The sequence below is a fragment of the Janthinobacterium agaricidamnosum NBRC 102515 = DSM 9628 genome, from assembly GCF_000723165.1.
Classification (GTDB): domain Bacteria; phylum Pseudomonadota; class Gammaproteobacteria; order Burkholderiales; family Burkholderiaceae_D; genus Janthinobacterium; species Janthinobacterium agaricidamnosum.
In genome coordinates, this window is record NZ_HG322949.1 from 33,665 (window position 1) to 46,546 (window position 12,882).

Annotated in this window: 10 protein-coding genes and 1 pseudogene (1 of these 11 running past the window's edge); 8 read left to right on the forward strand and 3 right to left on the reverse strand. The window is 60.7% G+C overall.

Annotated elements, in window-relative coordinates; all coding sequences use genetic code 11:
• The 5 genes and pseudogenes from GJA_RS00165 to GJA_RS00185 form a co-directional block, all read left to right on the forward strand.
• Nucleotides 1-302, forward strand: a pseudogene (locus GJA_RS00165) (IS3 family transposase) (it extends 916 nt beyond the left edge of the window).
• Between the two features lie 258 nt (nucleotides 303-560).
• Nucleotides 561-1,490, forward strand: a complete 930-nt coding sequence (locus GJA_RS00170; protein ID WP_038487369.1) for an N-acetylglucosamine kinase — start codon at nucleotides 561-563, stop codon at nucleotides 1,488-1,490.
• Between the two features lie 40 nt (nucleotides 1,491-1,530).
• On the forward strand, nucleotides 1,531-2,352 hold the full coding sequence (locus GJA_RS00175) for an N-acetylmuramoyl-L-alanine amidase (RefSeq protein ID WP_038487372.1): 822 nt from the start codon (nucleotides 1,531-1,533) through the stop codon (nucleotides 2,350-2,352).
• A gap of 104 nt (nucleotides 2,353-2,456) precedes the next feature.
• Nucleotides 2,457-3,362, forward strand: coding sequence for a LysR family transcriptional regulator (locus GJA_RS00180; RefSeq protein ID WP_038487375.1), 906 nt, complete (start codon nucleotides 2,457-2,459; stop codon nucleotides 3,360-3,362).
• On the forward strand, nucleotides 3,359-3,973 hold the full coding sequence (locus GJA_RS00185; protein ID WP_038487378.1) for a M15 family metallopeptidase: 615 nt from the start codon (nucleotides 3,359-3,361) through the stop codon (nucleotides 3,971-3,973). Before GJA_RS00180 ends, GJA_RS00185 begins: the two co-directional genes overlap by 4 nt.
• A 24-nt stretch (nucleotides 3,974-3,997) precedes the next feature.
• Here GJA_RS00185 and dacB read toward each other — a convergent pair whose 3' ends face one another.
• Together dacB and GJA_RS00195 are read right to left on the reverse strand one after the other, a co-directional pair.
• The gene (dacB, locus tag GJA_RS00190; RefSeq protein ID WP_038487381.1) at nucleotides 3,998-5,482 is read right to left on the reverse strand and encodes a D-alanyl-D-alanine carboxypeptidase/D-alanyl-D-alanine endopeptidase; all 1,485 of its coding nucleotides are present in this window, start codon (nucleotides 5,480-5,482) and stop codon (nucleotides 3,998-4,000) included.
• A gap of 30 nt (nucleotides 5,483-5,512) precedes the next feature.
• Nucleotides 5,513-6,751: a nucleoside recognition domain-containing protein gene (locus GJA_RS00195; protein ID WP_038487384.1), complete on the reverse strand. Its 1,239-nt coding sequence runs from the start codon at nucleotides 6,749-6,751 to the stop codon at nucleotides 5,513-5,515.
• Nucleotides 6,752-6,970: 219 nt separating this feature from the next.
• Between GJA_RS00195 and GJA_RS00200 the strand changes: the two genes are divergently transcribed.
• Together GJA_RS00200 and GJA_RS00205 are read left to right on the forward strand one after the other, a co-directional pair.
• Nucleotides 6,971-8,743 carry an ABC transporter substrate-binding protein gene (locus GJA_RS00200; RefSeq protein ID WP_038498172.1) on the forward strand — a complete coding sequence of 591 codons (1,773 nt, stop codon included), beginning with the start codon at nucleotides 6,971-6,973 and terminating at the stop codon, nucleotides 8,741-8,743.
• A gap of 260 nt (nucleotides 8,744-9,003) precedes the next feature.
• Nucleotides 9,004-11,757: a TonB-dependent receptor gene (locus tag GJA_RS00205; RefSeq protein ID WP_038487386.1), complete on the forward strand. Its 2,754-nt coding sequence runs from the start codon at nucleotides 9,004-9,006 to the stop codon at nucleotides 11,755-11,757.
• A 10-nt stretch (nucleotides 11,758-11,767) separates the two neighbouring features.
• Here GJA_RS00205 and GJA_RS28085 read toward each other — a convergent pair whose 3' ends face one another.
• Nucleotides 11,768-11,908: a hypothetical protein gene (locus GJA_RS28085; RefSeq protein ID WP_242404405.1), complete on the reverse strand. Its 141-nt coding sequence runs from the start codon at nucleotides 11,906-11,908 to the stop codon at nucleotides 11,768-11,770.
• Between GJA_RS28085 and GJA_RS00210 the strand changes: the two genes are divergently transcribed.
• Entirely contained in the window at nucleotides 11,907-12,875 is a 969-nt protein-coding gene (locus tag GJA_RS00210) for a S66 peptidase family protein (RefSeq protein WP_242404406.1), read from the forward strand. The two genes, GJA_RS28085 and GJA_RS00210, sit on opposite strands and share 2 nt — an antisense overlap.
• Nucleotides 12,876-12,882 lie beyond the last annotated feature (7 nt).

The window sequence follows — 12,882 nt, forward strand, 5'->3', positions numbered from 1 at the left end:
AGTATGCCAGCGAGCTTTACCAGGACCTGCTGGCCCGCCACGGTTTCGTCTGCAGCATGAGCCGCAAAGGCAACTGCTGGGACAATGCGGTCGCTGAACGCTTCTTCCTGAACCTCAAGATGGAGCGCGTCTGGCAGCGTCAATACGCCAACCACGCTGAGGCAAAAGCCGACATCACCGACTACATCGTCGGCTTCTATAACTGCAAGCGGATCAATTCAGTATTGGGCAATCTGCCGCCCTCTGTCTACGAACAGAAAATGGCAGAACGTGAACCTATCGTTGTGTCCGAAATTACTTGACCACAGCAACCGCAGCTACCTTAAATTTTTCCGTGTAACGCTTACCACTGATGATCTCTCCTTTGCCTAAATTATGGCTTAGGAGTGTCTACAATAGTCGTGGCGATTCAGGCACGAGTGAGCAGGAGAGCAAAATGAGGTTGCAGATTATACTCCGCCTATGTCAACCTGGACATGTCACCAAGCTTTCATACCCATAGTGTCAGTTTGGCCCTGTATTGGCGCTGAACTTTTGATGATTGCTTTTGCAAAATAGCCATGACAATATTAGATGTCGCTGTGGAACAAGAATTCGGCCTGGGCATCGACGCCGGCGGCAGCCGGACACGCTGGGCATTGTCCGCGCCGGATGGGCAAATCGTCGCCGAAGGCCAGGTTGACGGCTTGTCCGCCTTGCAGATGGCTACGGCTGATGGGCGGCTGTCGGTGCAGGCGACTTTTGCCAGCTTGTGCCAGGCTGTGCTGCACGCTGGCCGGCCGGTCCGGGTGCGCGCAGGATTGACCGGTTTTGGCGGCGACGGCGTTTTATTGGGACAGTGGCTTGCACAATTGTTGTCACTCGATCCGTTGGCGGTGACCTTGTGCAACGATATTGAGATCGCTTACCTCGACAGTTTTGCGCCGGGCCAGGGTTACCTGGTGTACGCCGGCACCGGCTCGATCGCCGCCTGGATCGATACCGATGGCGCCTTTCACCGGGCCGGCGGACGCGGCGTGATGCTCGACGATGGCGGCGGCGGATTCTGGATCGCCCGCCAAGCGCTGCGCCAGATCTGGCGCCGTGAAGATGAGCAGCCCGGCAGCTGGCCTGCATCGCCGCTGGCGCGGGCGGTGTTTGAACAGATTGGCGGCAGCGACTGGGATCGGTCGCGCCAGTTCATGTATGGTCAAGAGCGCGGCGCGGTCGGCCAGCTGGCGCTGGCGGTCGCGGCCAGCGCCGATAGCGATAAGGAAGCGCTGCTGATCTTGCAGCGCGCCGGACAAGAGCTGGCGCGGCTGGCGCTGGCGCTGACGCGCCGTTATGGCCAGCGGCCGGTGGTGTTGTCCGGCCGCGCGTCGGTGCTGCATCCGGCAATCGCCGTGGCGATGCGCGCAGCCTTGCCGGCCGAATGGAGCTTGCAACAAAAAGTGGCGCAGCCGCATTGCGCCGCGGCCCGCATCGCTGCGCGCAGTGTTGCCGAGTATTGAGTAGTGGATGACCGATTTGTTTTAACCTGGAGACACGCCCATGAAGACCATTTTCCTTGCCTTGATCGTTGCCTTCCTGACTGGCTGCGCCAGCACGACGCCGCCGACGCTGGATCATACCTACACGTCGCGCAGCCAGAGCGACCGGGTCAAGTTTGTCGTGATCCATTACACCGTCAGTAATTTGCCCAGCTCGATCAAGATTTTGACGGAGCAAGCGGTCAGCGCTCACTATCTGTTGACCGATACCGAGCAGCCGAAGTTTTATACCTTGGTCGATGAGTCGCGCCAGGCCAATCACGCCGGCATCAGCAACTGGAAGAACTATACCCAGTTGAATGTCAGCTCGATCGGCATCGAAATCGTCAACCCGGGTTTCCGGGATACGCCGGAAGGCCGGGTCTGGTATCCATTCCCGCAAGCGCAGCTGGACCAGTTGATTCCGCTGCTCAAGCAAATCGTTGCGCGCCACAATATCGCGCCGGAAAACATCCTGGGCCACAATGAAGTCGCGCCGCAGCGCAAGCAAGATCCGGGGCCGCTGTTCCCATGGCGCCAATTGGCCGACGCCGGCTTGATCAATTGGCCGGATGCGGCGCGCGTGGCGGGCCAGCGCGTGGTCTACGAGCAACTTTTGCCGGACGCGGTATGGTTCCAGCAACGGCTGGCGCTGCATGGCTATCCGATCGAGCAAACCGGCGTGTTCGATGAGCAAACCCGGAATGTGCTGATCGCCTTCCAGATGAAATTCCGCAACACCCGCTTCGACGGCACGCCGGATGGCGAAACCGCCGCCATTCTCGACGTGCTGACCACCCCGGCGCCAGTGATCCCGCCGGTCCCGGCGGTCGCGGCGCAGTAAGGTTGCAACTGTTCAACGACGTGATCAATCGATAAGGAATGCGGCAACCGATGACTTTTTCTTATATGCTGGCGGCTTTCGGGCAGCACATATAAGGATCAGTCATGCGGTTGCGGCACATCGAAGTTTTTCACGCGATCATGCAGGTCGGCACCATCAGCGGTGCGGCCCAGGTGTTGCACATCTCGCAGCCGGCCGTGACCAAGGTCTTGCAGCATTGCGAATTGCAACTGGGCATGCCGCTGTTCGAGCGCGTGCGCGGCAAGCTGTACCCAAAACCGGAAGCGCACCGCCTGTTCGTCGAAACCGAAAAACTGCACCGCGACTTGCAGGGCATACGGCGCCTGGCCGCCGGCTTGAAAGGTCAGGCGGTGGAAACCGTCCGGCTGGTCTCGACACCGACCATCGCGATCAGCGTCTTGCCGAAAGCCATGACCGACTGGCGCCGCGATTTCCCGCTGATGCGCTGCCAGCTGGCGACCCATCACACCAGCGAAATCGTCAATACGCTGCGCCTGGGCGAAGCCGACCTCGCATTATCTCTGCAAGACCCGCGCCATCCCGGCATCGTCGCCGAAGCGATCGCACAAGGCGTGATGACCGCGATCGCGCCGGCTGGCACCTGGCGCGCGGCCGATTGCGGCACGCCGCTGTTTGCCCAAGGTTTAAACGGGGAATTGATCGGTCACGCCGACCACGATCCGCTGGGCGAACTGGTGATTGCCGCGTGCGAGGCGCAAGATATCCAGCCGGTATTCAATACCGTGGTGCAAACCTACCAGATCGCCCGCTCGCTGGTCGAGGCCGGCGCCGGCATGGCAGTGGTCGATCCGTTCACGGCGGCGTCGGGATCGTCGGAGCGCTTGCAGCGGCGGCCGTGGGCGCCGGCGATACCGGTGCAATTATTCTTGCTGACGGCCAGCCATGCGCCGCTGTCGCATGGCGCGCGGCAATTGGCCAACAGCATCGGCATGGCCGCCAGGGCTTGCCTGGAACGAGGCAAGCCATGAGTGGTGCAACCCTGAGCAGCGCCGCGGTGGCCGGCAGCGGACAATTCCGCCACTTGAGCGGCATCGCCGGCATCCGCATCGATTTGCGTTATGCGAGCGCCGACAACTTCGTCGGCCGCGACCTGTATTCGCCGCTCGACTGCGCCTGGCTGCACCGCGACGCCGCCGCCGCGCTGGAGCGGGCGGTGGCCTGGCTGGCCGCCCGCAAGCCGTATCACCAATTGCTGGTGCTGGACGCGTTGCGACCGCAAAGCGTGCAGCAGCAATTATGGGATGCCTTGCAAGGCACCGGGTTGCTGGGCTATATCGCCGAACCGGGGCGCGGCTCGATCCATTCCTTCGGCATGGCGCTCGACGTCACCATCGTCGGGCCGGATGGCCAGGAGCTCGACATGGGCACCGGCTTCGACGATTTAAGCGAGCGCTCACATCCGGTGCTGGAGCCGGCATTGCTGGCACGGGGAGAAATTACCCAGCAGCATATCGACAACCGCCGCCTGCTGCGCGACGCCATGTTCCAGGCAGGCTGGCTCGGCATCAACAGCGAATGGTGGCATTTCGATTGCGGCGACCGGGCGCTGGTCCGGCAGACTTATCCGCGGGTGCTTTGACCCGCGCCTGACAGCGCCTGACTTTTATTGCTGTGCTACACCCGACGCCGCCACCCACTCGATCAAGGCGTCCAGCACGGCGCGGCCATTGCCGTTACCGACCAGGTCGTGGTTGATGATCGCCACCACCACGCATTGCTGGTTGTTGGCGTCCGGCACGTAGCCGGCGATGGCGCTGACGTTTTTCAGCGTGCCGGTCTTGATGCGCGCGCGCGCGGCGGCTGGCGTGCCGATCAGGCGGCGGCGCATGGTGCCGTCCAGCGCGACGATAGGCAAGCTGGACAGGAACTCGGGCGCCCATGGGCCGATACTGGCGGCCTGCATCAGCGCCGCCATCTGGCCGGCGCTGATGCGCTCGGTGCGCGACAAGCCGGAACCGTTTTCGATGATCAAGCCCTGGTCGTCGATATGGTGGCGCTGGAACCAGTCATGCACCACCTGGCGCGCACGGCTGACGGTGTCTTCCGGCGCGGCCAGCGCCACCGGGCGGCTGCCCAGCCAGCCATCGCTTTCCAGGCTGCCGAGGCTCAGGAACAGCGTGCGCGCCAGCGTGTTGTCGGAATTCTTGTTGATATCACGCAGCACTTCCGGCAAGGCGCGCGCCACATGGTCGGCCAGCAAGCGGCTGCCGACCGGCGTCGCCACCGGCGGCTGTCCGGTAGGCGGCGCTTCGCGCACGATGCCGCTGAAGCTGCCGCCCAGGCGTTTCCAGTTGCTGCGGAACAGGCGGTCGGCGTAATCCTGGCGGTCGAGCGCATTGATGCTGGTCGAGCGGATGCAATTGCGCGGGAAGGTGCCGTGCAGTATCACTTGCAACTTGCCGTTGGCGCCGCGCACGGTTTCCGGCGTGCGCCAGCCGTCTTCCCATGTTGCGCAACTGGCATTGATCAGTTTCATGTCGGACGTCACGCTGACATTGTCCAGTTCCGGCATCATCGCCAGCGTCAGTTTCCCATCGGTCGAGTTCAGATCGATGGTCAACATATTGGTGTTGAGCAGCAAGGCGTCGGGGATCACGTTGTAGCGCCATTCCGGCGTTTCATCGAACGGCGGCACTCCCAGGTCCGGCCGGGCCGGCTGGAACAATTGGCGGTCGAGGACCAGGTCGCCCTGGATCTTGCGGATGCCCTGCTTGCGCAGGTTTTGCAGCATGTGGTTCAGCGCATCGTCGTTGAAATCGGCATCGGCGCCGCCGTGCAGGATCAGGTCGCCTTTCAGCACGCCGTCGATGACATCGGCGCTGGTGCGAAATTCGGTGCGGCCGCGAAAGATCGGTCCCAGTTGTTCGAGGCCGACCGCGGTGGTCACCATTTTCATCGTCGAGGCCGGCTGCATGCTTTGCTGCGCGCCATGCGACAGCAGCGTGGTATCGCCGCGCAACACGACCACACTGATGGCCTGTTCCGGAATAGCGGCGGCGCGCAGCAAGCGGCTGACCGGTTCCGGTAATTGGGCGTGAACGCTGGAAACAACACCGAGCAAGGCGGCGAACAGGACGGGACGAAACATGAATATCCTCAGTGCGAGCTTAGTGAAAACTTAGTGAAAAAACACATAGGCGACAAAGATCGCCGCGATGACGCCGGCCAGGTCGGCGATCAGGCCGGCCGTGATCGCATAGCGGGTCTTGCGGATGCCGACCGAACCGAAATACAGCGCCACGATATAAAAAGTGGTGTCGGCCGACCCTTGGAACACGCAGGCCAGGCGACCGACGAAGGAATCGACGCCGTAGGTATTCATGGCGTCGATCATCATTGCCTTGGAGCCGGAACCGCTCAGCGGCTTCATCATGGCGGTCGGCAAGGCCGGCACAAAGTCGGTATTCATGCCAATCGAGCTGAACACCCAATTCAAGCCTTGCATGACAAAGCCGAACACGCCGGCGTTGCGGATCACGCTGATCGCCACCAGCATGCCGACCAGGTAGGGAATCACGGTGATCGAGGTCTGGATGCCGCCTTTGGCGCCTTCGATGAAGGCGTCGTAGACGTTGACCCGCTTGCGCAGCGCGCCGGTGATGAAGATGACGATTACACTGAGCAACACCAGGTTGCTGACCACCTTCGACACCAGCTCGATTTCCTGCTTGCTCAGGTATTGGGTGAAGTACCAGATCAGCGCGACGATGGCGCTGGTCATGCCGCCCAGCCAGCCCAGCACGACCCGGTTGATCAGGTTGATGCGCTGCTTGATCGCCACGGTGATGATGCCGACCACGGTCGCGACATAGGTGGCGATCATGCACGGGATAAAGATGTCGGAGGGATCGGCCGCGCCGAGGATGGAGCGCTGCGCCATGATGGCCAGCGGAATCAGTGTCAAGCCCGAGGTGTGCAGCACCAGGAACATGATTTGCGCATTGGTCGCTTCGTCCTTGTTCGGATTGAGCGTTTGCAAGCTTTCCATCGCCTTCAAGCCGAAGGGGGTGGCGGCATTGTCCAGGCCCAGCAAGTTGGCCGAGAAATTCATCACCATGTGGCCGGTGGCCGGATGGTCCTTGGGAATTTCCGGAAAAATACGCGAAAAGAAGGGTGCGATCACTTTCGCCAGCCAGCCGACGATGCCGGCCTTTTCGCCGATGTTCATGATGCCCAGCCACAAGGTCATCACGCCGGCCAGCGGCAGCGCGATATCCATCACGCCCATGCGCGCCGTTTCGAAAGTGCCGTCGATGATGCGTTTGAAGATATCGGTATCGCCGAGTAAGAGCCATTGCAATAGCGCCGCCAGGAAGCCGACCAGGAAAAAGCCGGACCAGATGTAATTAAGTGCCATATCGCTGAGTTCTTTGCGCTGAGTGCTTGGTGACTGGTGAGTGATTTGTCCGCAGGCAAAGTATAGAGGCAGGCCGGGACGAGTTGATGAAAGAATGCAGCGGGATCATGCCCAAAAGTTATAAGCTGCCGGGCGGTTTTCATTTGCACATGCTGTGATAGCGGGTTAGCCTGCTTATATTCCGTTTTATTTTCAGAGTTTTAACATGGATACACGATGATGCGTTTTTGTAAAACCGCCTGTAGCGCCGCTTTGTTCGCTATTGTAGTGGCGTGCCCGGTCCCCGGCATCGCGGCGCCCAATCATCCGCCCAAGGTCTTGCACATGTTGTTGACCACTAGCGAAACCGGGCTGGATCCGGCTGTTGCGTCCGACCTGGCCAGCTTGAACTTGCTGGAAAACGTGTTCGATCCGCTGCTGCGCTACGATTACCTGGCGCGGCCGGTCAAGTTGCAGGAAAACACGGTGCGGACCATGCCGCGCATCGAAGACCATGGCAAGACCTATATTTTTCAGTTGAAGCCCGGTACTTTTTTTACGCCAGACCCCGCCTTCAAGGGCGTCAAGCGCGAAGTCACCGCACAGGATTATGTGTACAGCCTGAAACGCCTGTACGATCCCAGCCTGAAATCGCCCTGGTTATTCCTGTTTGAAGACAAGATCGTCGGCGATGCCGCCTTGAAAAACACGTTTAGCTACGACACGCCGATCGACGGCTTGCAAGCGCTCGACAAATATACCTTGCGGATACGGCTGAATGCGCCCGATCCGAATTTCCTGTTTTACCTGGCGATGCCGGCCACCGGCGTGGTGGCGCGCGAAGTGGCGCAGGCGTACGCTAAGCAGATCGGCAATCATCCGGTCGGCAGCGGCCCGTTTTTGGTCGGTGAATGGAAACGCAGCGACAAGATCGTGTTGCTGGCTAATCCCGATTTCAGGGAAACCATTTTTCATGCCGGGCCGGATGTCGCGCCGCAAGACCGGGCCCTGGCGGCCAGCCTGGAAGGTAAGAAGCTGCCGCTGGTGGACCGGGTCGAGGTGCGCATCGTCGAAGAGTACCAGTCGCGCATGCTGGGCTTCTTGAAGGGCGAATTCGATTATGTCGAGCAAGTGCCGGAATCGATGACAGAGATGGTGCTGGCCGGCGGCCAGTTGAAGCCGGAACTGGCGCACAAGGGTATCGTGCTGTCGCGTTTCCCGGTGCTGCAAACCTATTATATGTGGATGAATATGGACGACCCGGTGATTGGCGGGTATGCCAGACCGAGGCTGGCGTTGCGGCGCGCCATCGCGCTGAGCTACAACAGCGCGGAAGACGTGGCGCTGCTGAAAAAGGGACTGGCCTTGCCGGCCCAGTCGCCGCTGCCGCCGAATGTGCTGGGCTACGATCCCGCTTACCGCAGTCCGGTGAGCTATGATCCGCAACTGGCGCGCGCCTTGCTCGACCGTTTTGGCTATCGCCTGCAACAAGACGGTTTCCGCAGCCAGCCGGACGGCCAGCCGCTGACGCTGGTGATGCATACCGAAGCGAGCACCGTGGGCCGCTTGCGCGATGAATTGTGGCGCAAGAACCTGAATGCCATTGGCCTGCGTGTCACCTTTAAAAGCGACAAGAAAACCGAGATCATCAAGGCATCGCGGCTGGGCAAGGTGCAAATGTTTGAAACCAACTGGATCGCCGACTTCCCGGATGGCGATAATTTCTTGCAATTGTTGTATGGCCCCAACAGCGGGCGCGCCAATTATGCCCGATTTAATTTACCAGATTACAATACTCTGTATGAAGAGGCGCGCTTGCTGTCCGATTCGCCGCGCCGCCGCAGCCTGTATCACGATATGTCGCAGTTGATCCATGCCTACACGCCATGGGTGCTGCTGACCCATCCGATTTCAGCCGACCTGCATCAGCCGTGGTTAAAGAACTACAAGCGGCATCCGGTGGAATTCACTTCCTGGCGTTATCTGGACATCGATACATCGTCAGTCAAGTAATCCTTGGACCCCATCCCTGGACGACACGGTCATTGATTCCAAAAAGTTATGGCTAGGAAAGCATTATTCATTGGATGGCCGTTGATGCATCGCGCTACTCTGAACGTGAAAACCAATAAAGTAATGCAAACAATACTCGCCTGACTGTCATCTCGGGGCTGGCGAGGACGCCGAGCATTATGAAAAAAAATGTAGTGCCGGGACATTACACCCAGCCTGACTTGAGAACGCAAGTCTCGATTGCCCAAAAGGAGAGAGTCGTGAAAGTAAACAAGCTTGCGCAATGGATTGCGCTGATTGGTGTTGCCGGTCCGGCGCTGGCGCAGGACGCTGCGCCGCAAGCGATGCAGAAAGTTGAAATCACGGGAAGCAGCATCAAGCGCGTCGCCAAGGAAGGTGCGCTGCCGGTACAAGTCATCACCTTCGATACGATAGAGAAATCCGGCATTACCAGCGCCGAACAATTGATGCGCACCATTTCCTCGAATGGCACCGGGGCCGATAATATGACTTCGGGCAATAACGTGTTTGGTGCCGACGCCGACCGGGTCAGCGGCGGCGCGTCGTTCGCTTCCTTGCGCGGCCTGGGACCGGGCAGCACGCTGGTGCTGCTGAACGGCCGCCGCATCGCCACCCACGGCGCCAGCGGCAAGGCGGTCGATTTGAATGCGATACCATTGGGTGCGATTTCGCGCGTGGAAATCCTGAAAGACGGCGCGTCGGCAATCTATGGCACCGACGCGGTCGGCGGCGTCATCAACTTCATCTTGAAAACCAATTACAGCGGCGTCGAAGCGTCGGTCTCGACCAATGACACGCAAGAGGGCGGCGGGGCGACCCGCCGCGCTTCGATCCTGGCCGGCACCGGTGCGCTGGACAACGACGGCTACAATGTGATGACCAGCTTGACGGTCGACCAGGCGCAACAGTTGAATGGTAACCAGCGCAGCTTCGTCAATGGCTTCCAGCCGGGCCGCGGCTTGTCGCCGGACACCACCGGCACGCTGTTCGCCAATCAGTTGAGCGGCGCCGGCACGGCGCTGGGCAGCGGCTTCAAGATGCCAGGCGATAACAACACCTATCTGCAAGCCAACCCGCTGAGCTTCCAGGGCAAGTGCGACACGATACACGGCATGTCGCAATACCAGACCGACTTGTGGAAAGACGTCACCTCGCCGCTGCGCAGCAAATATTCCTGCGCCTACGATTACGGCTCGGACTATGTGATCCAGTTCCCGGTCGAGCGGGCCAACCTGCTGTCGCGCGGCACCCTCAAGCTGGGACCGGACCACAAGATGTTTGTCGAAGTGCTGGCGTCGCGCACCAAGGCGACCGCGATCCTGACGCCGATGCAGGTGCAAGCGACGGTTGCCAACAAGAATTTGTATCCGGTCGGCGGCGCGTATTACCAGGATTTGTCGGCCTACATCCCGAGCTTCGACAATACCAAGCCGATTGCCTATAAATGGCGCGCCAACGATGTCGGCAACCGCACCCAGGAAAATATCACCGACAATGCCCGTATCCTGGTCGGCTTTGAAGGCACGTTCGGCCGCTGGGATTACAAGGCGGGCATTTCGCGCGCCGAAAGTCGCACCAATACCGCGCTGACCGACGGTTATTCCTATACCGATAAACTGTACTCAGCCTTGGCCAGCGGCATCATCAACCCGTGGCTGGCGCCGGGCCAACGCCAGACCGATGCGGCCAGGGCCTTGATCGAATCGACCAAGTTCCGTGGCGATTTCCAGCACGGCAAAACCACCATGACCCAGGTCGACGGTGCGATTTCCGGCGAACTGTTGCAGTTGCCGGCGGGTGCATTGGCGATGGCGGCCGGTTTCGATTTGCGCCGCGAAGGCTACAACTTTGCCCAGGATGTCGATGCGACCACCATCTTGCTGGCGCCGGGCAACGCCGCGCTGAGCGACGCCAGCCGCGACGTCAAGGCGGTGTATGCCGAGTTGCTGGTGCCGATCATGAAAGACCTGGAAATGCAGCTGGCGCTGCGGCGCGACGATTACAGCCTGGTCGGTTCGACCACCAATCCGAAAATCGCCTTGCGCTACCAGCCTTTCGACACGCTGCTGTTGCGTGGTTCGGCCAGCAAGGGTTTCCTGGCGCCCAGTTTCCAGCAACTGTATTCCGGCTCGCTGGATCAGGAATTGCCGAATGGCATAGTCGATCCTGTCGGTTGCCCGAAGAATCCCGGCAATCCGGCCTATTGCGCGATCGACCGGCTGGCCTACAAAAGCGGCGGCAACAAGAATTTGCGCCCGGAAACCTCGAAACAGGGCAGTGTCGGTTTTGTGTTTGAACCGGTGCGCGGTTATTCGGCGTCGGTCGATTTCTGGGCCATCAATTCCAGGGACCGCATCCTGAACCGCACGCCGCAAATCGTGCTGGCCAATGCCGATGCGCTGGCCGCCAACATTGTGCGCAATCCGGACGGCACCATCGATTACGTGCAAGCCGGCTGGATCAATGCGGCCGGCAGCAAGACCCGCGGCGCCGATATCGGCTTGCGCGCCGAAGGCTTGCAGTCGGGCTTCAAATGGGCCGCGGCGCTCGACGGCACCTACCTGGACAGCTTCAAGTTCGCCGAATACCAGGGCCAGCAATACCAGGAACTGGTCGGCAAGTTCTATACCCGCGACCTGTATTTGCGCTGGAAACACAATGCGACCTTGAACCTGTCGCGCGGCGACTGGAGCGCCTTGCTGACGCAAAACTATGCGTCGGGTTACAAGGATCAGTTGCCGAATGCCGGCAAGGGAACGCCGCCGCCGGGCTTCAATCCGGACGTCGCCAGCTATGCCATCTACAGCCTGTCGGCCACGTATACCGGTTTCAAGAACACCACGGTCACGGTCGGCATCCAGAACTTGCTGAATACCGATCCGCCATTTACCGCGCATAATGTGGATGAAGTCGTAGGCGCCGGCTGGGACCCGCGGGTCGCCGATCCGCGCGGCCGCTCGCTGTCGCTGCAACTGAAATACAAGTTTATGTAACCGCGTCATGTCACGGCGGCGGCAAGCCGGCATGCGCAAGGAGTCTTACCATGATCAGCCGGCGCCGCTTCGGCGGCTTGCTGCTCGCCGCCGGCGCCACGTTGGCCAGTACGGCATATGGCGCGGCGCCGCTCCAGGGAAACCAGTCCATGCATATTCCATTGCCCCGCCCGGTCAAGCCGGCGCGGCTGCGCCAGGGCGATCTGGTCGCCATCATCGCGCCCAGCGGCCGTACCGACGACGAGGCGATCGCCAAGGCGGTGCGCAATCTCGAATCGCTGGGCTTGCGGGTCAGGCTGGGCCGGCATTTGCGCGCCGTGCACGGCAACTATGCCGGCTCGGTGCAGCAGCGGCTGGACGACTTGCACGCCATGTTTGCCGACCCGCAAGTCAAGGCGATCTGGGCGATTCGCGGCGGCTCGGGCGCGATTGCGCTGCTGTCGAGGATAGACTACCGGCTGATTGCGCGTAATCCGAAGATCTTCATCGGTTATTCCGATATTACCGCGCTGCACCTGGCGTTCCAGCGGCATACCGGCCTGGTCACCTTCCACGGCCCGGTGGCGTCGTCGACGCTTTCCGATTATTCGTTGACCCATTTGCTCGGCGTGCTGATGGCGCCGCAGGATCACTACACGATCCCGATGGCGCTGGAAAACCAGCGCAAGGCTGAAGCGGAGCCGCATTACCTGGTGCGCACCGTGCAGGGCGGCATGGCGACCGGACGCTTGACCGGCGGCAATCTGAGCATGGTCAGCGCGCTGGCCGGCACGCCGTATGCGGCCGATTTCCGCGACAGCATCCTGTTTCTGGAAGATGTCAACGAAGCGCCGTACCGGATCGACCGCATGATGGCCCAGCTCGACCTGAGCCAGGGTTTCCGCCACGCGGCGGCGTTGATGCTGGGTATCTTCGAACATTGCGAAGCGGCCGATGGCGACGTTTCGCTGACCCTGAACGACACCGTCGACCAGCATTTGCAGCCGCTGGCCGTGCCGGCCGTGGCCGGTTATTCCTTCGGCCATATCCGCGATCAGTTCACTTTGCCGATGGGGATCATGGCGCGCCTTGATGCAGCAAGCCAGACGCTGACCTTGCTGGAGCCGGCCGTGGTGTGAGGTTTCC

Coding starts and splice junctions, on each gene's coding strand:
- GJA_RS28085 (WP_242404405.1), bottom strand. CDS start 11,908: ATGGACTGGTTTCCCTGGAGCGGCGCCGCGCCATATGCCGTACTGGCC.
- GJA_RS00195 (WP_038487384.1), bottom strand. CDS start 6,751: ATGGCACTTAATTACATCTGGTCCGGCTTTTTCCTGGTCGGCTTCCTG.
- dacB (WP_038487381.1), bottom strand. CDS start 5,482: ATGTTTCGTCCCGTCCTGTTCGCCGCCTTGCTCGGTGTTGTTTCCAGC.
- GJA_RS00175 (WP_038487372.1), top strand. CDS start 1,531: ATGAAGACCATTTTCCTTGCCTTGATCGTTGCCTTCCTGACTGGCTGC.
- GJA_RS00210 (WP_242404406.1), top strand. CDS start 11,907: ATGCATATTCCATTGCCCCGCCCGGTCAAGCCGGCGCGGCTGCGCCAG.
- GJA_RS00200 (WP_038498172.1), top strand. CDS start 6,971: ATGCGTTTTTGTAAAACCGCCTGTAGCGCCGCTTTGTTCGCTATTGTA.
- GJA_RS00170 (WP_038487369.1), top strand. CDS start 561: ATGACAATATTAGATGTCGCTGTGGAACAAGAATTCGGCCTGGGCATC.
- GJA_RS00180 (WP_038487375.1), top strand. CDS start 2,457: ATGCGGTTGCGGCACATCGAAGTTTTTCACGCGATCATGCAGGTCGGC.
- GJA_RS00185 (WP_038487378.1), top strand. CDS start 3,359: ATGAGTGGTGCAACCCTGAGCAGCGCCGCGGTGGCCGGCAGCGGACAA.